The following is a 20597-nucleotide window of genomic DNA, read 5'->3' as shown; positions in this document are numbered from 1 at the left end:
ATACCTCTTAGTAGCGCTTGTACGACAATTCGTGGCGGTGTTCTACGCGTGATTTTTTATTCCACTGGCGGATTGCGAATCGATGACGCAACAATCCCTGCTCAATGACGCGCGTGAATTCAACACAAATAAGATGGGCCGGATTTTAACCATTGCGCAGCAGAAAAAATTGCGTGTAATCAGTTTTTTAGCGCCCAAAGGCTGGGAATTTACGAAAAATTACAATTCCTCAGCTTGGATTACGCGGCCCAGAAACAAAAAAGGGCAGCAAGCTACCCTTTGATGCGGTTTTATTTTTCCCCACAACCCGAGGAAATGACCTGGGTGAGTGCAGAGATAGCCGCCTGAGCATCGGGCCCGTCGGCTTTGATCTGGATTTTATCGCCGAGGCTGACATCCAGGCCCATCACCGAAACCACGGATTTGGCATTGGCTTCAATCGATTTGAACACCAGTTTGATGTCCGACTGATACTGCTTGGCAACATTCACCACATTCGCGGCTGGCCGAGCATGCAGGCCAGTTGAATTCACGATACTGATGGGATTAGAGACGATTGCAGCCATAATCAACCTCAAAGTGAAAAGTAATCATTAGTGCGCTTACATGTGCGCAGCGATGCACACATCATAGCTAAGTTTCAACTTACTGTACCTGCGGATTAACCATTATGGCACTGTACTTTTTCAGTTGGCGCGGCGCAAATATTCACGTTCACTAATGAGGCAATCCAGCTGCAAATCCCACGGTTCGAGCGGTATCTGCGGATATTCCTGACACGCAAAGGCTAAACCAATCAGCAAAGGTTTGCGCCAGTGGCGGCGAACGCGCCGAAAGGCAAAGGTGTAGTCATAAAAACCACCGCCCTGCCCCATCCGCGCCAAGCGACGATCAAACCCCAGCAAGGGCACAAATACGGCATCGAGCTGTTTGGCTGAACACCATTCGGGATGTACCGGCACAGGAATCTGGTAAGGGCCAAAAGTCCACTGGCTGTCTTCATTCAATCGTACAAAACCCAGCTCTCGCCCCCGCGCGGGCGTATGTGGCAGATACACCTTACAGCGGCGCTGTAGTGCCAGCAAAAGCAATGGCCAGGTCGGAAATTCACTCCCCATGGGGATATACAGCGCAATTTTGCGGCCAGGGCGCAAAATACGCTGAATACCTGGGGTATGTATTACCTTCCAGGCAGCGGCTTGTCGGTCTTGGAGAGAAATACCCTTACGGGCTTGCCGTAAGTGCCGCCGGACGGCGGCTTTATCCAGAGTAGAAGACTGGGACATAACAGAAGGGGCTTCCCGCGAATGCCGATAACGGTTCGCATCTTGAACCCAGAGGTTCAAGGTTGTCGCCCAGTCGAAACCATCAGGTGCATTCAAACGCGCTGCACAAGGCAGGGTGAACGCGCACAACAGGCCTCAATAGACCGGGCAAACTTGCTATACAGCTTATCGGTTCAAAGAATCTGAACCGTTACGAGCACCGCAGGAAAGCAAGCGGTCATTGTTGTGATGGGCAGGTCAGAATAATTCAGTCTGTTCCTGCAACACCGCATCAATGGTGGAATTCATGCGATCGATTCTACGCTGATGGGCCCCAATGTCAATTCCGCCCGGCGCCTTGGTTTGCAAAAACTCGTGCGTAATATTCAGCGCGGCCATGATGGCGATTTTTTCCAAACCGATGACTTTGCCATTGGTGCGGATGTCGTGCATGCGGCTATCCAGCAGCTGCACGGCCTGCAACAGCGTCTCTTCTTCGCTGACCGGGCAGGCCACCCGAAATTCGCGGCCCATGATGGAGATATCGAGTTGTTTGATGTCATCGCTCATGCCAATTCCTCCGGCAATTTCGCTAGCAAGCTGGCCAAGCGGTCTTTGGCGCCAGCCAGTTTGCCATTCAATTGCTGATTTTCTTGCTGGGTTTGCAGCAAATCTTGTCGCAGTTGGCGGTTTTCATTGCGCAGCTGCCGGCAGAGCGCGGCCAATTGCTGCACTTTGTCTTCCAGATTGAGCAATTCAGCTTCCATAGTGTGCTTCCAAAAGTCAGAAATCAGCAGTCTGCCCACGGCAAACTGCCCTTGCAGGGTAAACCAAAACAATGCCAAACCCATTAAATGGCATCTGGCTCCGCTTCAGGCTCGGCAACGTCTTCGCCATCGCCCAGATCAACCCCGATAAAATCATCCGGTGTTTCCAGCGTCATCCGGCCCAAGGCCTTGGTGCGGTAATCAGTGATGATTAATTCGGCGGTTTTTTGCTCGTCGATCACGCCACCACTCATCACCGCGCCGCGTTTGCGACCAATACGCGCAAACAAGGTTTCGATATCCCCATCCAGATCTGGCAATTTGTAGCGATCCATCAAGGCCTGCGGATAGCGACGACGCATTTCTTCGAGCGCAAACCAGCACACTTCGACTTCATCATAGGCATTTCGACCAATCGAGCCGCCCAGGGCCAGACGAAAACCCGAAGGCTCGTGCTCGATTTTCGGCCACATCAAGCCCGGCGTGTCATACAAAATAACGCCGTTCAGGGTTTCGATGCGCTGCTGTGATTTGGTCACCCCTGGCGTATCCGCCACTTTGGCGATTTTGCGTTGCGCCAGTGTGTTGAGCAAGGTGGATTTGCCCACATTCGGAATCCCCATAATCAGGGCACGCAGTGGTTTTTCCACACCGGTACGGTAGGGTGCCAGCTTCAGACACAAAGCGGGAATCTGCTTGAGCGCAATCTGCTTATTATCTTCGCCCAGCAACAAGGCCTCGGTACCCGGCTGAGATTTAAACCAGTTCATCCAGACTTTATTCAGCGCCGGATCAGCAAGATCGGCCTTATTGAGCACCCGCAGCGCTGGTCGCTGCCGAAACAGCCGTAATTTCTCGATCATCGGGTTGCTGCTAGAGAGTGGCATGCGCGCATCGACAATCTCGATCACCACATCCACCTTGGCCATGGTTTCGGCTACTTTCTTGCGCGCGGCATGCATATGCCCCGGAAACCATTGTATCGCCATCGTGCTTCCCCAAGAAAAACCGCGATTATACGCTTATTCACAAAGTACTTAACAAATCAGCCACTTGGCATGTGGAGAACAAATCATCCACATGTGGATAATCCGTGGTTTGCGTTTGGGGATAATTCGACCACCAAACCATCCACAGGGAATACGGAAAGCGCCCACTCCCTTGTGGATAACGTAAAATACTGATTTGATTGTGGAAAAAAGCTTATCCACAGGGTGCGTCTGCCCTTATTTTTATCATTACTTCTTTCTTTTCAATATATATGTAAAAGAAAACCTCTCCAGCTGCAGACCCACGAAAAGTCTCCCACGACAGAGCAACTTGCCCTAGAATAGCGCCAGCTTGAAGGATGAAAGTCATGAAAAAACCGCTCTTACTCGCTGCAATTGCTGCCAGTTGTATTGCTTTAGGCAGCTATTTTGTCTTGGGTAACCAGCAAACCTTACCTAACCAACATGCAATGCAAACATTGGAAGGTAAAAGTTTTAAATTAGATGACTACAAAGGAAAGGTTGTCCTGGTTAACTTCTGGGCCACCAGCTGTACTGGCTGTATGAAAGAAATGCCGGAGCTTAAAAAAATCCAGCTCAAGTATGGTCATGACCGACTACAAACCATTGCCGTCGCAATGAGTTACGACAATCTGCAGTACATAGAAAATTACTATCAGCGCACGCAATTGCCATTCAATGTGGTCTACGACGCCAACGGCGAGATTGCTAAACAGTTTGGTAGTATTCAGCTCACGCCTACCAACTTCTTAATTGGTCGTGATGGCAAGCTGATTAAGAAATATATTGGAGAACCTGATTACGCTGAAATCCAGCGTGCTATCGAAAGCTAAACTATTGATAGTTTTAGAATTTTTAAGTTTAGCTAAAAACCGGTCTACAAGGTTGTAGTGATTGTTTGCCGACTACATTCTGATTGAGCGTTGCTGTAGCGCCTATCCGTTGTTACGGCTCATAGACTACAGCGCATAAAAAAAGCCCCGCGATTGCGAGGCTTTTTGCTTTTGCTAGATCTGCAATGGCTTAAGCCATCTGCTGCAAGACCCGGTTCGCTGCAAACAGCGTGTATTGAATATCATCGTCGTCGTGGGCGGCGCTTACAAAGCCAGCTTCAAATGCCGATGGTGCGAGATAAACCCCTTCGTTCAACATCGCGTGGAAGAAGGCGTTAAAACGGCTACGGTTGCTGTTCATCACATCCTGATAGCTATGTGGCACAGTTGGGCTGCAATACACACCAAACATCCCCCCGACGCTCTGGGCGCTGATTTGCAGCTCGGTAGGCCATTGCTGACCAATCTGGGTCAGGCCAGTGGCCAAAGCCTGCGTACGGGCGCTTAAAGCGGCAAAAAAGCCCGGTTCACGCAGCGCCTGCAGTGTGGCTAGCCCCGCTGCAACCGCCAATGGGTTACCTGACAGCGTACCTGCCTGATAAACCGGCCCCAGTGGCGCCAGTTTGCTCATGATTTCGCGTTTGCCACCGAAGGCCGCCAATGGCAGGCCACCGCCCACCACTTTACCCAAACACGTCAGATCTGGCGTAATGCCATGCAAACCTTGCGCGCACTGCAAACCGACGCGAAAACCGGTCATCACTTCGTCGTAAATCAGCACCGCACCATGCTCGTGCGTCAGTTTACGCATTGCCGCGACGAATTCTTTACTTGGCTGCACCAGATTCATATTGCCGGCGATCGGTTCGACGATCAGCGCAGCAATCTGGCTGCCCTGCTCGGCAAATACTGCCTCCAATGCGGCCACATCGTTATACGGCAGCACAATGGTGTCGGCCGCAACTGCGGCGGGTACACCAGCTGAAGACGGATTACCAAAGGTCAGCAGCCCGGAACCGGCTTTTACCAGCAAGCTATCGGCGTGGCCGTGATAACAACCTTCAAATTTGATCAGTTTGTCGCGGCCGGTATAGCCACGAGCGAGGCGGATGGCGCTCATGGTGGCTTCGGTGCCGCTGGAAACCAGCCGCACCTGCTCTAATGACGGCAGCATGTCGCAGAGCAAATCGGCGATTTCTACTTCACCCTCGGTCGGCGCACCAAAGCTCATGCCATTTTGCGCGGTGCGCGTCACTGCTTCGATCACTGCTGGATGCGCATGCCCCAGGATCAGCGGGCCCCAGGAGCCCACATAATCGATGTATTTTTTGCCATCGGCATCCCACACATAGGCGCCTTCGCCTTTAGTGAAAAATCGCGGCGTGCCGCCGACCGAACCAAAGGCCCGCACTGGTGAATTAACCCCGCCGGGGATGTGCTGCTGGGCAGCAGCAAATAAAGCTTCATTGCGACTCATAAATACCTCTATATGGTATCTATCCATAAGCATTGATCTGATTGGTTTTCAGCTAAATACCCTGGATAAAATAAAGGGCCGGCGTGGCCGACCCGAAGGGTAATGCAATTTTACCAGCTCACTGTCTTACCAGTTACAGTAAGGATGAGTGGACAAAGCGCTATTGAAATAACGCGGATCACCCGAGACTTCTGCTCCCAGCCAGGCCGGCTGCGGATAGCGGGCATCGGCACTGGGCAATTCCAGCTCAGCCACAATCAGGCCGGCATTCTGGCCATGAAATTCATCAATCTCGAACGTGTGCCCGTCCAGATTCACCAGATGCCGGGTTTTATCCAGCACATTCGGGCAGAGCTTGAGTAATTCCAGCGCATCGGCCAGCGGGATCGGGTATTCAAATTCCAGCCGGCTAATGCCATCGGTCTGGCCTTTGATGGTTAAAAATGCGGCCTCGCCTTTTACCCGGACCCGGACCGTGCGGGCAGGCGCATCATTCAGGTAGCCCTGCGCAATGCGGGTACTTTGCTGTACTTGCTCGCGCCAATCGGCGTTGGCCAGCAAAAATTTGCGTTCGATTTCAACAGCCATTACTGCACCGCCTGTTTGATCGGGGTGGTGGCCTTCAGGTGGAAAGCGTCATCGTCGGCTTTGTAAACGCCATTTTGCCAATCGGTGCTCAGCTCATACACCAGCCAGTCGGTTTTGCTTTGTGCGCTGAGCGCCGCTTTGGCTTCATCGATTTTGCAATACACCTGCATGCCGCGGTAATAGCCGTCTTTATCCAGCAAATGACCGGGAAAATCGGCCGGTAGCTGCGATTTTTCCAGCCGGCCCGGCGCCGGATCGGCTTTGTTTTCCTGCAAGAGCTGTTTAATCTGGCTCGGGCCAATGGCATACACCCCGCATTGGGCGGCCGGCTCGCCACAGCCGGTCAGTACAGCGGCTAAACTCGCCGCCAGCAATAAGGTTTTCATTCGAACTTTACCGTTGTCACCAAGAGTGGGTGTGCGTGGCTCAGAATGGTTTCACGATGACCAGAATCACCACCGCAATCAACACCAGAACCGGCACTTCATTAAACACACGATACCAGACATGGCTGCGGGTGTTTTTATCGGCGGCGAAATCACGGTAAATCTTGCCACACCACAGGTGGTAGCCAATCAGACCTGCCACCAGCGTGAGTTTGGCGTGCATCCAATACCAGCCCGGGCCCGCGTAAAAGCCGTAGTAGCCCCAAGTCCAGATGCCTAAACCCAGTGCCAGCACGGCAATCGGGGTCATAAACCGATACAGCTTGCGCTCCATGAGCTTCAGCCGCTCGATTTCGGCTGGCTCGGTGGCCATGGCGTGATTCACAAAAATGCGCGGCAGATAAAACAGCCCGGCAAACCAGCTGATCACAAAAATAAGGTGAAAGGCTTTAACCCACAACATGGGAAGACTCCTGAATAGGCACAGCAAACAAAGAAAAAACGGTCAATCAGTGCTGGGACTGTATTGACCGTGTTGAGGTTCTGCCTTGGGCTAGATCAGCCTTTGTTTTTTTTGGCGGGGGCATTGCGCCGCGCCGCTTCGTAAAGGCCCTGCACTGCGGGGATTTTGGCTTGCAGCTCGGCGATTCGCGTTTGGCTCGATGGGTGGGTAGAGAGGAACTCGGGCGGAGCGCCCCGGCTAGCCGCCGCCATCTTTTGCCAGAGGGTGACTGCTGCTTGCGGGTTGTAACCGGCACGGGCGGCGAGTTCTAGCCCCATCATATCGGCTTCGGATTCATGTGTGCGGCTATTGGGCAAAGCCAGCGCTACATCATAAGCCTGGCTGCCAATGCCTAAAGCCGCATTGGTTACGTCATCGTATTTACCGCCACCGAGCAAAGAGGCCGCAATCGAAATTCCGCGCAGGCCGAGCTGTTTGTTGTATTCCTCGCTCATCCGCTCGCGGCTGTGCTCGCGCAGCGCATGGCTGATTTCATGGCCCATGATCTGGGCGATTTCATCATCGCTGAGCTGCAAACGCTCGATAATGCCGGTGAAAAACATGATTTTGCCACCAGCCATGCAATAGGCATTGAGCTGCGGATTGCGTTCGACATTCACTTCCCAGCGCCATTGCGGCGCATCGGGGCGAAATACCGCGGTTTGCGGAATCAGCCGGTTGGCAATGGCTTTCACCCGCTGCACAGTGGGGTCACTGGCGGGCAGCAACACGCCTTTTTGCCGCGCTTTGCCCAGGGTTTCGCTATACGCGGCGGCTGCCATTTGATCGACCTGCTCGCTAGAGAGCAATGTGCTCATTTTTTGCGTACGTGTGGCGCCCACAGCGCCGCCTTGGGTGGTGTTGACCTGCTGGCAGCCGGCCAATAAGGCCGCGGTGAGCAGGGCGACGACGGTTTTACGCATGGGGAACCTCAAATTTCCACCATCTCGAAATCATCTTTACGTGCGCCGCAATCCGGACAGGTCCAGTTCATCGGCACGTCTTCCCATTTGGTGCCCGGAGCAATATTGTCTTCCGGACGGCCAGCGGCCTCGTCGTAGATAAAGGCACAAATCAGGCACATATATTTTTTCATCAGCGTCAACCGGGCTTAAGTAGTTTAGAATTCCAGATTCCTGCTGCCGGCTGCTTTTTCAAGCCTTCTAACCGGGGCAACAGGCCACTTTATTGCTGGCCAATCTGGCGCAGTGTCGTTCGATTTTAAACTCTTTTTGCTGGCTTTTTGAGCGCTTATGATGCCTACCCCACCGACCGTGCTGGTCTTTGCTGCCAATGATCCTTCCGGAGGCGCTGGCCTGATGGCCGATTTGCTCGCGCTGGCTTCGCTGGGCTGCCACAGTTTGCCGGTCATTACCGCCATGACTGTCCAAGATACTGCCGGCGTGCAATCGTTTCAGGCCGTGGATAGCGAGCTGGTGGATGAACAAGCCCGCTTTATCCTCGAAGACATCAAAATCGATGCCATCAAAGTGGGCATGGTGGGCAGTATCGAAAATTTGGCGGTGATCGCCGAAATTGCCTCCGATTACCCGGATATTCCGCTGATTTTAGAGCCGGTATTCAGTATGGGTCGCGGCGAAGAGCTGGCGCCGGAAGACTTGGCCAGCGCGATGCGCGAGCTGATGCTGCCGCACACTTATTTGGTCGTGTGCAATAGCGATGATGCACGCAAGCTCGGCTCGGAAGACCCGGAAGAGCAAGAAGATCTGCCGCTGGATGCCGCGGCCCAGCGTATGCTGCAATACGGTGGCGAATATGTGCTGATCACGGGTTCGCACGAAAAAACCGCCAAAGTGATCAATACCCTGTTCAGCCGACTGGGGCGCGTGCATTCGGATAGCCGCGAGCGTTTGCCTGGCAGTTTTCATGGCGCAGGCGCGACGCTGGCGTCGGCGATTGCCGGTGCGATGGCCAATGGTGCTGAAATGCTGGTGGCGGTGCAGGAAGCGCAGGAATACACCTTTCAGGCGCTCAGCCAGGCCTTCCGCCCCGGGATGGGGTTTTTGATTCCGGATCGCCTGTTCTGGGCGCGTCCGCCGGCTGAGGAAAACCCCACCACGGTGATTGAATTTGATGAGCAGGCCCCTAAAAGCCTGCAGTAATTGGGTTCCTCAGCACGATTTCCATTGCCTTTGTCTTCCCTAACCCGCCGCTGGCGGGTTTTGCTTGAGTAGCGACAATGAATTACCCACAAGTGATTGTTTTAAATGGCTGTAGCAGCAGCGGTAAAACGGCGCTGGCCCGCGCGCTGCAAGAGCTATTGCCGGTGCAATACCTGAATTTCAGCATTGATAGCCTGCTCGATGGCTTGCCGAAGAGCGATCTGGCCGCACTACAAAGCGGCCTGGTGATTACCCGTAGCGGTTATGATTTTGCCCAGCTGGTGCGCGCTTATCACTATGCGCTACCGGGCCTCTTGCAAGCAGGCTGCCGTTTGTTGCTGGACAATGCCTGGTGCGACAGCGATGAAAAAGCCGAGCTCTTGACTGAGCTGGCCGGTTATCCGGTGCTGTTGGTGGGCGTGGATTGTGCGCTGGATGAGCTGGTACGGCGCGAAACCGCGCGCGGCGATCGGGCGGTGGGCCAGGCGGCGTGGGAATATCCGCGCGTGCATCAGCAGATGCATTATGACCTCACGATTGATACCACGGGTATTAGCCCGCAGGCAGCAGCTGAAATAATTCTGCAGGCAATACAAGCTGGGGGTATGTGGCATGGCGCAATCAATACGCTAGAAAACTTGAATCTGGGCGTTTAAGCCACAATGCTGTTGGCAGTACGCCCGCATTGTGCGGGTGGCTTGATTGGCTGGGAGGCTTGGATGTTTAGTTACTATCAGATCACCGTACCCGTGTATGAACGTGCGTTGCAGCAGCTGGATCATTTGCTGGATAAAGCGGTGGAATATGCTGCACTCAAGCAAGTGAGTGACGAAACCATGCTGGGCTTGCGTCTGGCGCCCGATATGCTGCCCTTTGTGAAGCAAATCCAGATTGTCTGTGACACCACCAAATTTGCGGTAGCGCGCCTCTCGGGTACCACTGCGCCCAAGCATGAAGATCAGGAAAAAACCTTTGCCGAGCTCAAGCAGCGCATTGCCGCCACGCGTGAGTTTATCGCCAGCGTGCCAGAAAGCGCGTTCGCGGCAGCGGCGGAAAAAACCATTCAGCTTTCCTTTTTGCCCAACCCGATGAGTGCCCCGGTGTATGTACAGCAATTTGTGGCGCCGAATCTGTATTTCCACCTCACCACGGCCTACGCTTTGTTGCGCAGCAATGGCGTGAATGTGGGCAAGGCCGATTTCCTCGGCCCGGTTTAAGTGTCAAACAAGCAAAAGCTGCTCGATCACGAGCGGCTTTTTTGCATCGGCAGTCGATATACCGGCCTTGGTATGCCTATGTAGGCCATGCAAAATATTAGCTACAACCCGATACCCCTAGCGCGGTTTGCAGGTAAAGCTTTGCCGATGCCAATTCACCAACGCCTCGCCATGATGTTCCCAAAATTCGATCGAGGCATTGCCATAGCGCGCCCCGCTGGCGGCGGGCTGGCTCCACAGCAGTACTTTTTCCTGCTCTCGCTCTAGCGCCACCGCGCTATCCAGATCATTGTAAAAACGCGCGTAAATGGTTGGCGCTTGGCCGCAATCATAAGTCACGGTGGCCGGCTCGGGCAGCTGCTGGCTGTGCAGTTTTAGTTCGGTAATACGGCGCTGATATAGGCGAGTGGCACAGGCTTTCGGTTCGCTTGCCTGCGCACAACGATTGCGAGTTTGCAGCCAACGACGCTGAGCCGCGGGCAAGGCTTTGGCCGCTTGCGGGCTGAGTTTCTGGCGGGCGATCAGATAGGCCTGCGCTAATTCAGTATCGAGCTGGGCTAATTCGGCATCTTGGCAGATCAGTTTTTCCATCGCCTGTTGCGTCTGGCTGCAAGAAAAACTGGGCTGGGCCGCCCATAAGCTGGTGCTGGCCAAACAGCCGGCAAGGAAAACCACCACGCGTGACATCGCGAACTCCTGTGTTGACTGGTGGGCAATCTAGCAGATTTTGCCGCCCCGCCGCAGGCCTACGCGGCGTGATTACTACCAGCCCGGTGGCGTATCGTGTGCGAGATCAGCCGCGATCTACACGGTAGAAAGCGCCAGCCTTGTCTACACTGCAAACAGGCTTCTAGGCAGGATGCACCCAATGCAGATTAAACAACTGACTGTCACCGACTTCGCCCAACTCCCCGCTGCGCTGCAAACGATCACCTTTGCGCCCGATTGGGTACTGATTTTGGGCAGCCCCGAGCTGATTGCCGATCCGTATTGCCTGGCTGCCCTGCAGGCGGGCTGTGCCGAGGCCACATTGGTGGGGTGTTCGACCGCGGGTGAAATCAATCAGGCTGGGGTGCATGAGCATAGCCTCGTGATTACCGCGGTGCAGTGGGCGGCGGGCCGACCCCAATTGGCCACCACGCAGTTGGCCGATATGGAAGATAGCCATGCGGCCGGCCTGCGGCTGGGGCAGCAATTGGCCGGCGTAGCATTGGCCGGCGTGCTGGTGCTGAGCCCCGGGGTGCAAGTGAATGGCAGCGCCTTGGTGCAAGGGGTGGCCGAAGCGCTGCCACAGCCGGTGCCGATTATTGGTGGGCTGGCGGGCGATAATGGCGCGTTTGCCAGCACCAGCGTGCTCAGCCAGCATGGCTGTAGTGCTCAACAAGTGGTGGCGATGGCCATTCCGGCTGGAATCCGGCTTGGGCATGGCTCATTTGGTGGCTGGCAGCCTTTTGGCCCGGCGCGCAAAGTCACCCGCTGCGCCGGCAATATTTTGTATGAGCTTGATGGCGAACCCGCACTGAGTATGTACAAGCGCTATCTGGGTGAATACGCCGAGCAATTACCGGCCTCGGGTTTGCTGTTTCCGCTGGAAAAACTCGGGCCGGATCACAGCCAAAGCGGCTTGGTGCGCACGATTTTGGGAGTGGATGAAGCTGCTGGCTCGCTGATTCTGGCTGGCGATCTGGTGCCGGATGGTTATTTGCGGCTGATGCATGCCAGCCACGATGCCTTGATCGAAGGCGCCGAGCAGGCCGCTGGCGTGGCTTTGCAGCGCTTGGGGGATGAGCCGGTGCTGGCTATTTTGGTCAGCTGCGTGGGGCGCAAGCTGGTGCTGGGTGGCCGGGTGGATGAAGAGGTCGAAGCCGTGGGCGAAGTGCTGGGCTCGCAAGCGGTGCTGAGCGGGTTTTATTCCTATGGCGAGATCAGCCCGCTGGGCGAAGTGCTGACCTGTAAATTGCATAATCAAACCATGACCTTATCGGTGCTGGCCGATGACCTGGCATAAATTACTGCTGCGCCAGCTCAAGCGCCAGCTGGGCTGGAGCGATGCGGCGGCGGTGGATTCGGCGCTGGCTGAGTTGGCACAGAGCCACGACCCACTGCTGGCCAAATTACCCACTTTGCTGCAGCACATCAGCGAGGCCTATGCGCAAGATGAGCGCGATCTGGCGCTGCGCGCGCGCAGTCTGGAATTAAGCTCGGCCGAGCTTACCCAGGCTAATAATGAATTACGCCTGGAAGCGGCCGCCCGCCAGCGGGTGATTGATTCGCTGTGGGATACCGCCAATGTCTTGCTCGAAGGGCTGCAGCGGCCCTTGCTGGAGCGCAGCCAGACTAATCTTGAGTTACTCAGTGATCTGATGCATGAGCTGGTGCAGGATAAGCTGCAGGCCGAGGCGCGGATGCGCCATCAGGAGGCGCAATTCAGTACGCTGGTGGCCAATGTACCCGGGGTGGTGTTTCGCTGCGAATTAAATTACCCCTGGGGTATGCTGTTCATCAACCAGCAAGTACAAGACCTCACCGGCTATACCCCCGAGGTGTTTCTGGGTGATGAGCCGGTGATCAGTTATGGTTCGCTGATCGAGCCTACCGATTTACTGCTGGTCGAAGCCGCCATCGCCGAGGCGCAGGCCGGGGATGGCCGCTATAGCATCGAATATCGTTTGCGCAATGGTGATGGCCAGCGCCGCTGGGTGTTTGAGCAAGGTCAGGTGGTGCGCGATGCGCAGGGTGTGGTGCAATATCTGGACGGTATTATTTTTGATGTGACCGCGCAAAAAAAAGCCAGCGAACGCCTTTCGCAGCTTTCTGCCGCCATCGAAGCCAGCCCCAGCCCGATGGCGCTGACCGATGCCAAAGGCTGTCTGGATTATGTGAATCCAAAATTTGAATCGCTCTTGGGCTACCCGCTGGCCGAGATTGCCGGCCAGCCGCTCGCACAATTTGTGGCGCTGCCCACCGATCGGTTGAGCTTTACCGCGCTGTGGGATAACGGCGGCCCACAGGCGCAATGGCATCATGATTTGCTGTATCAGCATCAAGATGGCCATACCGTGTGGATGTCGGTGTCGATTTCGCCGATTAGCGATCAGTTACACGGTGGCCAGCATTTTGTGGTGGTGTTCGAAGACATTGATCTGCGCAAAAACGCCGAAGCCCAGCTGCTGGCGGCCAAAGAAGCGGCCGATCAGGCCAATCGGCTCAAAAGTGATTTTCTGGCCAATATGAGCCATGAAATCCGCACGCCGATGAATGCCATTCTGGGCATGACCCACCTCACGCTGAAAACCGAGCTCAATGCCCAGCAGCGCGATTATCTGCAAAAAACCAGCGTGGCTGCCGAATCGCTGCTGCATATCCTCAATGACATTCTCGATTTTTCCAAAATCGAAGCTAATAAGCTGCATATCGAAAGCAGCCCTTTCCGGCTTAGCGCACTGGCCGAGCAAGTGATTTCGCTGTATCAGGTGCGGGCCGAAGAAAAAGGTTTGCAGCTGCAAGTGGTGTTGGCTCCCGATTGCCCGGCGGTGCTGGAAGGCGATGCGCTGCGCATCGGGCAGATTCTGGGCAATTTGGTTAGCAATGCGATCAAATTTACCCGCCACGGCGGTGTGACCGTACGGATCGAGCGGGTGGCCGAAATCGGCAGCCAGGTGCGGCTGCATGTGCAGGTGCAAGACAGTGGGATTGGCTTGCGGCCCGAGCAGATTGCGCGGCTGTTTAAGCCCTTTGTGCAGGCTGATAGTTCCACTACGCGGCAATACGGTGGTACCGGGCTAGGATTGTCGATCTGTAAACGGCTGGTCGAGCTGATGGGCGGCGATATCTGGGTCGAAAGCAGCCCTGAGCAACGTGGCAGCTTGTTCCATTTCACCCTCATGCTGGAAAAAAGCAGCACCAGCGCCCTACCCACGCCGCAAACCGTGGCCACGCGGGGGCAATATCTGTCTGGGGTGCGGGTGCTGTTGGTGGAAGATAATCCACTCAATCAGCAGGTGGCTTCCGAGTTATTACGCGGGGTGGGCGCCAGTGTGATTGTGGCCCAACATGGCGGCGAAGCACTGGGCTGGTTGTCGATTACGCCGCTGCCTTGTGATTTGATTTTGATGGATCTGCAAATGCCGGTACTGGATGGCCACGACACCACCCGCCTCTTGCGCACCGAACCCCGCTTGCAGCAAATCCCGGTCATTGCCATGACGGCGCACGCCATGTCGGATGAACGCCAGCGCTGTCTGGATGCCGGCATGAATGATTACCTGACCAAGCCAATTCAGCCCGATGTGCTGTTTAGCACCATTGCCCGCTGGGCGGGCGACAAGATCAACGCCGTTGAAGACCTAGATACCCATGCCCAGTATTACGATAGCAGCATTGTTCCGCATATCGCCGGAGTTGATACCCAGGGGGTGCTCACTCGGGTGATGGGCGACCCGGATTTATTCGACAGCCTGTTTCGGCAATTTCTCGATGATTATCAGGATGCCTACAGCCAGTTTTGCGTCCTGCTGCGCAGTGATCCGGTGGCGGCCGAGCGCCTAAGTCATTCGCTGAAAGGAGTGGCCGGCACCTTGGGAATGACGGCGCTGGCCGATGTAGCAGCCAAAATGGAAAAACAGCTGCGGGCACAACCGGGCAACCCGGGCGAATGGTCAGAGCCTTTGGCCACCGAGCTTGCCACCATCTTGCAAGCGGTGCGGGCGGCGTATCCGGCCGCGGCCCCAGCGCCCGGGCCAGTGACCGATTTGCCGGTGGATTTTGCCGCTCAGTTTGCGCAGTTGCAGCTCTTAACCGAAGCCTGTGATGGCGAAGCGATTGATCAATTTCGCCAGCTGCAGGCGGTGTTGCCGCGCTGGCTTGATCCCGCCAGTTGCCAGCGGCTGGAGCGTGCATTTGGCGATTTTGATTTACCCGCCGCCAGCCAGCAGCTGGCGCTACTGAATGCCCAGTTTGCCGGAGAAAATGTATGAGCACCCCGGCGCCAGAGAGCCGCCCACTGTTATTGCTGGTCGACGATACCCCGGCCAATCTGGCCTTGCTGCATGGCATGCTCAAGCATGATTACCGGCTGCGCATTGCCAATGGTGGCCAGTTAGCCCTGCAATTGGCGCAACAGCAGCCACTGCCCGACCTGATCCTGCTCGATGTGATGATGCCGGAAATCGATGGCCTCAGCGTTTGCCGCCAGCTGAAACAAATGGCGCTGACGGCCGAGATACCGGTGATTTTTCTAACCGGTAAAACACAGGAAGCCGATGAGATTAATGGCCTGGCGGCCGGGGCGGTGGATTATATTCACAAGCCTTTAAGCCCGGCGATTGTGGAAGCACGGGTGCGTAGCCAGCTTGAGCTACAGGCCATGCGACGGGCATTAAAAATGCATAATCAGCTGCTGGAAGAGCGGGTGCAGCAGCGCACTCAAGAGCTCGTGAAAATGCAGGATGCCACCATCATGGCGATGGGGGTGATGGCCGAGCTACGCGATGAAGAAACCGGTATGCACCTTAAGCGCACGCAAGAGTATGTGCGCTTGCTGGCGCAGCAGGTGGCAGGCCACCCGCGCTTTGCTGCCGAGCTGGGGCCGCGGCAGATTGAATGGATGGCCAAATCGGCACCGCTGCACGATATCGGCAAGGTGGGGATTCCGGATGCCATCTTGCATAAACCCGGCCGCCTGACCGTGGAAGAATTCGCCGTGATGCAGCGCCACCCGACCCTGGGGCGCGACATTATTCTGGAAGTAGAACGCATTGTTGGCGAAGAGAGTGATTTTCTGCGCTATGCGCGTGAAATTGCCTATGGGCATCAGGAAAAATGGGATGGCACCGGTTATCCACAAGGGCTAGCGGGCGAAGCGATTCCGCTTTCGGCCCGGCTGATGGCGCTGGCCGATGTGTATGATGCCCTGATCAGCCGCCGCGTGTATAAGCCGCCGTTTAGCCACGAGATGGCGGTGAAGATCATCCACGACGGCCGTGGCACCCATTTCGACCCGGATCTGGTCGATGGCTTTTTGCGGGTGGCGACCGAGTTTCAGGCCATTGCCGAGCAATATTGCGATCCGGAAGACCCACCGCTTGCCGATATTGCGCTGGCGGGTGTGCGCTAGCGGGGTTTAGCGGGCCTGTGGGTCGATCGCAAATACATCGCGCAGATAGTTCAGGAAATTTACATCCTCACACATGCCCTTGCCGGGGGTGTCGCTCACTTTGGCGACGGGTTGGCCATTACAAAACACCAGCTTCATCACAATCTGCAGTGGTTCATGGCCGCAATCATTGGATAAATCGGTGCCAATGCCAAAGCCCACTTTGGCGCGGCCAGCAAAATGCGCATACAGCGCAAAGGCTTTGGCCAGATTCAGGCCATCGCTAAATACCAGCTGTTTGGTATGCGTGTTGATCTTCATCTGCTGGTAGTGGGCGAGGATTTTCTCGCCCCAGACAAATGGATCGCCCGAATCATGGCGCACACCATCAAAGAGCTTGCAGAAATACAGATCAAAATCGCGCAAAAACGCATCAGTGCCCACCACATCGGTGAGCGCAATACCCAGATCGCCGCGGTATTCGCGCACCCAATGCTCTAGCGCATTTTTCTGGAAATCGCGTAGCCGCGAGCCAAAGCTCTGGAAGGCCTGCAGGTATTCGTGCGCCATGGTGCCGATTGGGGTCAGGCCGAATTCTTTGGCGAGCAGTACATTGCTGGTCCCGCGAAAGGCGCTGCCGGCTTGGCTGGCCAGGGTTTGCACCACTTCGCGATGCCATTGGCGCGAAAAGCGCCGCCGGGTGCCAAAATCGAAAAACACAAACGGATGCTGCAAGGCCGGTGCGGCGCTAAAGGTCTGCAGGGCGCTGATTTTGGCGGCGAGTTTTTCTCGCCCAAGCGCTAGCGCTGGTGCGGCAGGAAACTGGCGGAAATACACTTCATTCACAATCGCCAGCACATAAATCTCGAACAACATACAGTGCAACATCGGGCCTGCTACGCGGATCTCCAGCTCGCCGCTGGCCGTGGCGCTCACCGTGATAAAGCGGCGCTGTAACTGAAAGAGCCGCAGAAAATCGACAAAATCCGATTTGATAAATCGCAGCCCGCTCAGGTAGGCCAGCTCGTCTTCCTGAAAGCGCAGTGTGCATAGGTGATCCAGCTGCGCCTCGATCTCGGCCTGACACGCCGCCAGGGGCAAGGTGGGCTGATTGCGGCATTTAAAGGCGTATTCGGCCTGCGCTTGGGGCTGATGATGCAAGATCTCCTGCATCATGGTGAATTTATACAGATCGGTATCGAGTAGCGATTCAATCACAGGCGGCATGCCATTCCTTCAAATATACCTAGCTGGGTATGCTAGTTTAGATCAGATCAATGCTTGATTTTAGACGCATACCCTGCTGGGTGAGCGTGGTGATGAATTCATCACCCAGCGCGGCAAAGCCGGTAACGGGGCTGGTGCAATCGCGTAGCAGTACCAGTTTGGTGGCGATGGCCGGGCCGCATAGGGCCACCAGATCGCGCACGGTGCTGGCCACGCAATGCGACAGCGCCTCACCGGCGATCCAGATTTCATCGGCGCAGCTGAGCTGGGCCAGCCAGGCGCTGGGCGCCTGAGTATGCGGGTCGCGCGGATCGGGCACTTCGGCCTGTAGCGCCGAATAATGCTCGGTGCCGGGGTTCAGGCCTTTGAGTTGGTAATGCACGGGCTGCTGATAGTGGCGGGCCCAGTCTTGCAGCGTGGTTTGCAAGGGTTGATACACACTGTGCCCCCAGCTGCCCAGCAAGCAATGCTCGGGCCAGATGACCAGCTGATAGCGCTGACGCTGTTCCAGCGCTTGCACATAGGCGCTGCTGTGCGCTTGTCGGGCGGGATCACGCGCCCGCCAGCGGCCCTCGGCCACCTCGGCACTGCTAATCACGGTAAATGGGGCGGGCGCTTGGCCGGCCGCATCTTGCCACCAGCCGGGATGGGCGATGTCGATGACCTGATGGCTATCCAGCGTGACATGGATCGCGGCCAGATCGGCGCCGCGCTGGCTGATCAGGGTTCTGAGGCGCTCCAGATCGGCACTGGCGCCGGCGACAGGCAGGCTGGCGCCCGGCAGATCGCAAAAGTCGTGCTGGGGATCGATGATCAGCAGGTGAATTCGGGGGGCTGCCATATGCGCTCCTGCGCCACAAGGTGCACTGATTATGCGCAGCTTCGCCAGCCGCAACAACTGCGGTCTTTCCCACCGGCAAAGAAAAACCGCATGGGCTAAGCCATGCGGTTGTGGGATGACTACACCGTGTTGCTACCCGCTTAACGCGGCAGCAGGTAGGCTGGTGGTGGGCTTTCTTGCGCCACAGGCAGCTGCTGATCGATCAGCTGACGCTCGGCCACCGGCGCTGGCGTGCTGGTGCTGGCACTGTTGGCGCTGCGGAATAAACCATAACCAACATTGCCAAACGCCAGCTGGATATGGCCCCAGTCGTCATAGTCATTCAACGCTGTTTGCAGAGTGCCGTCGCCATTGCTATCAAAACTAACCGTGGCGGTGTCGCGGCTGAAATTGGCATTCCAGTCGGCAAATGCGCCCCCGGTACTGCCCCGGCCGATCATCTGGGCTTCGTCCAGCGCGGTTTCATTCAGCGGCTTGCTGCTGCCGTCGGAATAATCGATCACAAAGCGGTTACCGCAAGGGCCATCGACCAGATCGCACACATTGTAGCTATAGGGCGCTTTGCCCGGCGTGGCTTTGCCCTGATTATTCAGGCGGAAATACACGCGTTCGCTGGTGCTGTTGCCGCTTGGATCACTCGGCACCCCATCCAGCTGGAAGGCGTAATTCATCACGCTGAGGTAGTTGGGCTTGTTGTTCAGGTCTTCATTCCCGCCGTGGGTCAGGCCCAGATTGTGGCCCAGCTCGTGCATGATGGTACCCGCCTGATAATTGATCAGCCGGTACAGATTTTGCGCGCTGCTGCTGGTCAGGCCCCAATAGCCTAAAGTCACCAGTAGATCATTACCGCCAACTTCGGCCAAGCCCGATGAGCCACCGTAACCATTGGTGTTTTGGGTGCTGCCCATCAGCAGGTAATGGAAAATCAGCCGGCGGCGCACATCCATGCTGTCGTTCTTGTAGGCCATCACATCGGCGCAATCATTATTGCGATACAGCGTGACGCAGCGGGCAAACGGCACTTCCTTACCATTGCCCAGATTAAAATCGGCCGGATTAAAGCCCACGCTATACAGCTGGCCCACATCCATCAGCAGATCTATCCCGCGGCGGGCAAAGGCTGCCTGCACCATTTGCAGGGCTTCTTTGCGTGGTTTAATGCCTTCATCGGTGCCCGGGGTCATCCAGTCGATATGCAGCAAAATGGTCGGCCGGCCAGCGCGCGCGCCCATCGCATACAAATCCAGGCCGGCATAAGTGCCGCCCGGGCGTTTGGCGCTGCTGGGGATGCCATCATGATCATCGTCGCTGGCATTGCTATCGACATCATTACGGCCACCCGGAGTACCAAACGGCACTAGGCGCCAATCTGCAGAGGTATTGCTGTCAGTGGTTTGAGTGTAATAGCGTACCAGCGTATACCCCCCAGTACTATTGATGGCCGGGGCATTGCCACCTTGCCATTGGCCAGCAGTGAGTGGCGCCAGCGTATTGCTGCCAAAGCGCACAAAATCGACGGTTTCGTTATTACGCACTAATTCCAGTGCGCCATCGCTATTACTCCACACCGGGAAATCCTGATAAGTGCCGATGTATTGCGACTGGCTGGTTTTCTTGGGCGTGAAGTTATCGTTGTTGCCCACGATCACCATATGCGATTTCGCTGCCAAGACGCCACTGAGCGGCCAGGTTTTCACCCAGCCACCCGGTTTGCTCATCGTGCGCAGGCTGATGTCGTTCAGGGTGATGTCGCGGTTGGTTGGGTTGTAGATTTCCAGCCAGCTACCGCTGCTGTACGGATCGCTGGCCACTTCGCTGATCAGCAGATCATTCGGGGTACCGCTATTCGGTGTTGGGCTTGGGCTCGCCGTCACCACGGGCGTGCTGCTCGGGGTCGGGCTGCTTGATGGCGTGGTCGTCGGGGTGACTGTTGGGGTTGCCGTTGGAGCCGGCGTCGGTGTCGCAGTTGGCGTCACGCTTGCGGTTGGCGCTGGGCTTGGGCTGCTATTGCCGCAGGTGCCCAGTTTAGTCCAAGGCTGGCCATCGCCATTATTGCTGCTCGGCTTATTGCCCTGCGACCACCATTTAGCCTGGTAATTCACGCCCTGGTCGCTGACTTTGCTGCCTGCAAAATAGGCGCTGCTGCTATTCCAGGCCGGCTGGCAGTCATTGCTGGCCGGCGGTACGCTGCTTGGCGTTGGCGTTGGCGTTGGCGTTGGCGTTGGCGTTGGCGTTGGCGTTGGCGTTGGCGTTGGCGTTGGCGTTGG

Annotated in this window: 23 protein-coding genes and 1 other RNA gene; 8 read left to right on the top strand and 16 right to left on the bottom strand. The window is 56.1% G+C overall.

The window, feature by feature from the left end; genetic code table 11:
- Positions 1 to 82: 82 nt before the first annotated feature.
- Positions 83 to 283: a hypothetical protein gene (locus L991_RS08815; RefSeq protein WP_028450672.1), complete on the top strand. Its 201-nt coding sequence runs from the start codon at positions 83 to 85 to the stop codon at positions 281 to 283.
- Between the two features lie 7 nt (positions 284 to 290).
- Here L991_RS08815 and L991_RS08810 read toward each other — a convergent pair whose 3' ends face one another.
- From L991_RS08810 to ylqF, 6 genes are all read right to left on the bottom strand, one after another.
- Positions 291 to 566 carry an HPr family phosphocarrier protein gene (locus tag L991_RS08810; RefSeq protein WP_081986604.1) on the bottom strand — a complete coding sequence of 92 codons (276 nt, stop codon included), beginning with the start codon at positions 564 to 566 and terminating at the stop codon, positions 291 to 293.
- Between the two features lie 120 nt (positions 567 to 686).
- Complete coding sequence (locus L991_RS08805; protein WP_047394332.1) at positions 687 to 1286, bottom strand: 5-formyltetrahydrofolate cyclo-ligase; 600 nt, start codon at positions 1284 to 1286, stop codon at positions 687 to 689.
- Positions 1287 to 1294: 8 nt separating this feature from the next.
- A non-coding RNA gene (ssrS, locus tag L991_RS16955) (6S RNA) lies at positions 1295 to 1497 on the bottom strand.
- Positions 1498 to 1523: 26 nt separating this feature from the next.
- Positions 1524 to 1835, bottom strand: a complete 312-nt coding sequence (locus L991_RS08800; protein ID WP_028450669.1) for a cell division protein ZapA — start codon at positions 1833 to 1835, stop codon at positions 1524 to 1526.
- Positions 1832 to 2032 carry a hypothetical protein gene (locus L991_RS08795; RefSeq protein ID WP_028450668.1) on the bottom strand — a complete coding sequence of 67 codons (201 nt, stop codon included), beginning with the start codon at positions 2030 to 2032 and terminating at the stop codon, positions 1832 to 1834. Before L991_RS08795 ends, L991_RS08800 begins: the two co-directional genes overlap by 4 nt.
- A gap of 83 nt (positions 2033 to 2115) precedes the next feature.
- Complete coding sequence (gene ylqF / locus L991_RS08790; RefSeq protein WP_052190762.1) at positions 2116 to 3021, bottom strand: ribosome biogenesis GTPase YlqF; 906 nt, start codon at positions 3019 to 3021, stop codon at positions 2116 to 2118.
- A 368-nt stretch (positions 3022 to 3389) separates the two neighbouring features.
- Here ylqF and L991_RS08785 point away from each other — a divergent pair, with 368 nt between their 5' ends.
- Positions 3390 to 3875, top strand: a complete 486-nt coding sequence (locus tag L991_RS08785; RefSeq protein WP_197053850.1) for a TlpA disulfide reductase family protein — start codon at positions 3390 to 3392, stop codon at positions 3873 to 3875.
- Between the two features lie 190 nt (positions 3876 to 4065).
- Here the strand turns inward: L991_RS08785 and hemL are convergent, their stop codons facing one another.
- The 6 genes from hemL to L991_RS08755 all read right to left on the bottom strand — a co-directional run bounded on the left by hemL (position 4066) and on the right by L991_RS08755 (position 7924).
- Positions 4066 to 5352, bottom strand: coding sequence for a glutamate-1-semialdehyde 2,1-aminomutase (gene hemL, locus L991_RS08780; protein ID WP_047394327.1), 1287 nt, complete (start codon positions 5350 to 5352; stop codon positions 4066 to 4068).
- 126 nt (positions 5353 to 5478) lie between these two features.
- Complete coding sequence (locus L991_RS08775) at positions 5479 to 5940, bottom strand: CYTH domain-containing protein (RefSeq protein WP_047394325.1); 462 nt, start codon at positions 5938 to 5940, stop codon at positions 5479 to 5481.
- Positions 5940 to 6326, bottom strand: a complete 387-nt coding sequence (locus L991_RS08770) for a DVU_2496 family lipoprotein (RefSeq protein ID WP_028450664.1) — start codon at positions 6324 to 6326, stop codon at positions 5940 to 5942. The genes L991_RS08775 and L991_RS08770 overlap by 1 nt, the downstream gene beginning before the upstream one ends.
- Positions 6327 to 6366: 40 nt before the next feature.
- Positions 6367 to 6789, bottom strand: coding sequence for a protoporphyrinogen oxidase HemJ (gene hemJ, locus L991_RS08765; RefSeq protein WP_028450663.1), 423 nt, complete (start codon positions 6787 to 6789; stop codon positions 6367 to 6369).
- A gap of 95 nt (positions 6790 to 6884) precedes the next feature.
- The gene (locus tag L991_RS08760; RefSeq protein WP_047394323.1) at positions 6885 to 7751 is read right to left on the bottom strand and encodes a M48 family metallopeptidase; all 867 of its coding nucleotides are present in this window, start codon (positions 7749 to 7751) and stop codon (positions 6885 to 6887) included.
- 8 nt (positions 7752 to 7759) lie between these two features.
- Positions 7760 to 7924, bottom strand: a complete 165-nt coding sequence (locus L991_RS08755; protein ID WP_028450661.1) for a rubredoxin — start codon at positions 7922 to 7924, stop codon at positions 7760 to 7762.
- Positions 7925 to 8084: 160 nt separating this feature from the next.
- Here L991_RS08755 and L991_RS08750 point away from each other — a divergent pair, with 160 nt between their 5' ends.
- From L991_RS08750 to L991_RS08740, 3 genes are all read left to right on the top strand, one after another.
- Positions 8085 to 8951 (top strand): hydroxymethylpyrimidine/phosphomethylpyrimidine kinase, encoded by an 867-nt coding sequence (locus L991_RS08750; RefSeq protein ID WP_231550520.1) that lies wholly within the window; start codon positions 8085 to 8087, stop codon positions 8949 to 8951.
- 77 nt (positions 8952 to 9028) lie between these two features.
- Entirely contained in the window at positions 9029 to 9607 is a 579-nt protein-coding gene (locus tag L991_RS08745) for a chloramphenicol phosphotransferase CPT family protein (protein WP_047394320.1), read from the top strand.
- A gap of 63 nt (positions 9608 to 9670) precedes the next feature.
- Entirely contained in the window at positions 9671 to 10168 is a 498-nt protein-coding gene (locus L991_RS08740) for a DUF1993 family protein (protein ID WP_034619840.1), read from the top strand.
- A 117-nt stretch (positions 10169 to 10285) separates the two neighbouring features.
- On the opposite strand, the gene L991_RS08735 is transcribed toward L991_RS08740, so the two are convergent.
- The gene (locus tag L991_RS08735) at positions 10286 to 10855 is read right to left on the bottom strand and encodes an MliC family protein (RefSeq protein ID WP_052190760.1); all 570 of its coding nucleotides are present in this window, start codon (positions 10853 to 10855) and stop codon (positions 10286 to 10288) included.
- 181 nt (positions 10856 to 11036) lie between these two features.
- Here L991_RS08735 and L991_RS08730 point away from each other — a divergent pair, with 181 nt between their 5' ends.
- The 3 genes from L991_RS08730 to L991_RS08720 are packed head-to-tail and all read left to right on the top strand — an operon-like array spanning position 11037 to position 16283.
- On the top strand, positions 11037 to 12176 hold the full coding sequence (locus L991_RS08730; RefSeq protein ID WP_047394317.1) for an FIST signal transduction protein: 1140 nt from the start codon (positions 11037 to 11039) through the stop codon (positions 12174 to 12176).
- Entirely contained in the window at positions 12163 to 15144 is a 2982-nt protein-coding gene (locus tag L991_RS08725) for an ATP-binding protein (RefSeq protein WP_047394312.1), read from the top strand. Before L991_RS08730 ends, L991_RS08725 begins: the two co-directional genes overlap by 14 nt.
- Positions 15141 to 16283 carry an HD-GYP domain-containing protein gene (locus L991_RS08720; RefSeq protein ID WP_047394309.1) on the top strand — a complete coding sequence of 381 codons (1143 nt, stop codon included), beginning with the start codon at positions 15141 to 15143 and terminating at the stop codon, positions 16281 to 16283. Before L991_RS08725 ends, L991_RS08720 begins: the two co-directional genes overlap by 4 nt.
- Before the next feature lie 6 nt (positions 16284 to 16289).
- On the opposite strand, the gene pncB is transcribed toward L991_RS08720, so the two are convergent.
- The 3 genes from pncB to L991_RS17485 form a co-directional block, all read right to left on the bottom strand.
- Positions 16290 to 17489 (bottom strand): nicotinate phosphoribosyltransferase, encoded by a 1200-nt coding sequence (gene pncB / locus L991_RS08715; protein ID WP_047394300.1) that lies wholly within the window; start codon positions 17487 to 17489, stop codon positions 16290 to 16292.
- Positions 17490 to 17526: 37 nt separating this feature from the next.
- A complete protein-coding gene (locus L991_RS08710) occupies positions 17527 to 18330 on the bottom strand; it encodes a hypothetical protein (protein ID WP_047394296.1) in 804 nt (267 codons plus the stop codon).
- A 140-nt stretch (positions 18331 to 18470) separates the two neighbouring features.
- Positions 18471 to 20597 (bottom strand): lamin tail domain-containing protein (locus L991_RS17485; protein WP_197053848.1); only part of this gene is annotated, 2127 nt, incomplete at its 5' end.

The organism is Chitinibacter sp. ZOR0017, from assembly GCF_000799095.1.
Taxonomy (GTDB): domain Bacteria; phylum Pseudomonadota; class Gammaproteobacteria; order Burkholderiales; family Chitinibacteraceae; genus Chitinibacter; species Chitinibacter tainanensis.
Note: the sequence above shows the minus strand (reverse complement) of the source record. Positions and strands in the feature narration are given on the sequence as shown.

Excerpts from the sequence above, each read along its gene's own strand:
- L991_RS08805 (WP_047394332.1), bottom strand. The coding sequence starts at position 1,286 with ATGTCCCAGTCTTCTACTCTGGATAAAGCCGCCGTCCGGCGGCACTTA.
- L991_RS08795 (WP_028450668.1), bottom strand. The coding sequence starts at position 2,032 with ATGGAAGCTGAATTGCTCAATCTGGAAGACAAAGTGCAGCAATTGGCC.
- L991_RS08740 (WP_034619840.1), top strand. The coding sequence starts at position 9,671 with ATGTTTAGTTACTATCAGATCACCGTACCCGTGTATGAACGTGCGTTG.
- L991_RS08815 (WP_028450672.1), top strand. The coding sequence starts at position 83 with ATGACGCAACAATCCCTGCTCAATGACGCGCGTGAATTCAACACAAAT.
- L991_RS08710 (WP_047394296.1), bottom strand. The coding sequence starts at position 18,330 with ATGGCAGCCCCCCGAATTCACCTGCTGATCATCGATCCCCAGCACGAC.
- L991_RS08750 (WP_231550520.1), top strand. The coding sequence starts at position 8,085 with ATGCCTACCCCACCGACCGTGCTGGTCTTTGCTGCCAATGATCCTTCC.
- ylqF (WP_052190762.1), bottom strand. The coding sequence starts at position 3,021 with ATGGCGATACAATGGTTTCCGGGGCATATGCATGCCGCGCGCAAGAAA.
- L991_RS08720 (WP_047394309.1), top strand. The coding sequence starts at position 15,141 with ATGAGCACCCCGGCGCCAGAGAGCCGCCCACTGTTATTGCTGGTCGAC.
- L991_RS08800 (WP_028450669.1), bottom strand. The coding sequence starts at position 1,835 with ATGAGCGATGACATCAAACAACTCGATATCTCCATCATGGGCCGCGAA.
- L991_RS08745 (WP_047394320.1), top strand. The coding sequence starts at position 9,029 with ATGAATTACCCACAAGTGATTGTTTTAAATGGCTGTAGCAGCAGCGGT.
- L991_RS08760 (WP_047394323.1), bottom strand. The coding sequence starts at position 7,751 with ATGCGTAAAACCGTCGTCGCCCTGCTCACCGCGGCCTTATTGGCCGGC.
- L991_RS08770 (WP_028450664.1), bottom strand. The coding sequence starts at position 6,326 with ATGAAAACCTTATTGCTGGCGGCGAGTTTAGCCGCTGTACTGACCGGC.
- L991_RS08725 (WP_047394312.1), top strand. The coding sequence starts at position 12,163 with ATGACCTGGCATAAATTACTGCTGCGCCAGCTCAAGCGCCAGCTGGGC.
- L991_RS08810 (WP_081986604.1), bottom strand. The coding sequence starts at position 566 with ATGGCTGCAATCGTCTCTAATCCCATCAGTATCGTGAATTCAACTGGC.
- hemJ (WP_028450663.1), bottom strand. The coding sequence starts at position 6,789 with ATGTTGTGGGTTAAAGCCTTTCACCTTATTTTTGTGATCAGCTGGTTT.
- L991_RS08775 (WP_047394325.1), bottom strand. The coding sequence starts at position 5,940 with ATGGCTGTTGAAATCGAACGCAAATTTTTGCTGGCCAACGCCGATTGG.
- L991_RS08730 (WP_047394317.1), top strand. The coding sequence starts at position 11,037 with ATGCAGATTAAACAACTGACTGTCACCGACTTCGCCCAACTCCCCGCT.
- pncB (WP_047394300.1), bottom strand. The coding sequence starts at position 17,489 with ATGCCGCCTGTGATTGAATCGCTACTCGATACCGATCTGTATAAATTC.
- L991_RS08785 (WP_197053850.1), top strand. The coding sequence starts at position 3,390 with ATGAAAAAACCGCTCTTACTCGCTGCAATTGCTGCCAGTTGTATTGCT.
- hemL (WP_047394327.1), bottom strand. The coding sequence starts at position 5,352 with ATGAGTCGCAATGAAGCTTTATTTGCTGCTGCCCAGCAGCACATCCCC.
- L991_RS08755 (WP_028450661.1), bottom strand. The coding sequence starts at position 7,924 with ATGAAAAAATATATGTGCCTGATTTGTGCCTTTATCTACGACGAGGCC.
- L991_RS08735 (WP_052190760.1), bottom strand. The coding sequence starts at position 10,855 with ATGTCACGCGTGGTGGTTTTCCTTGCCGGCTGTTTGGCCAGCACCAGC.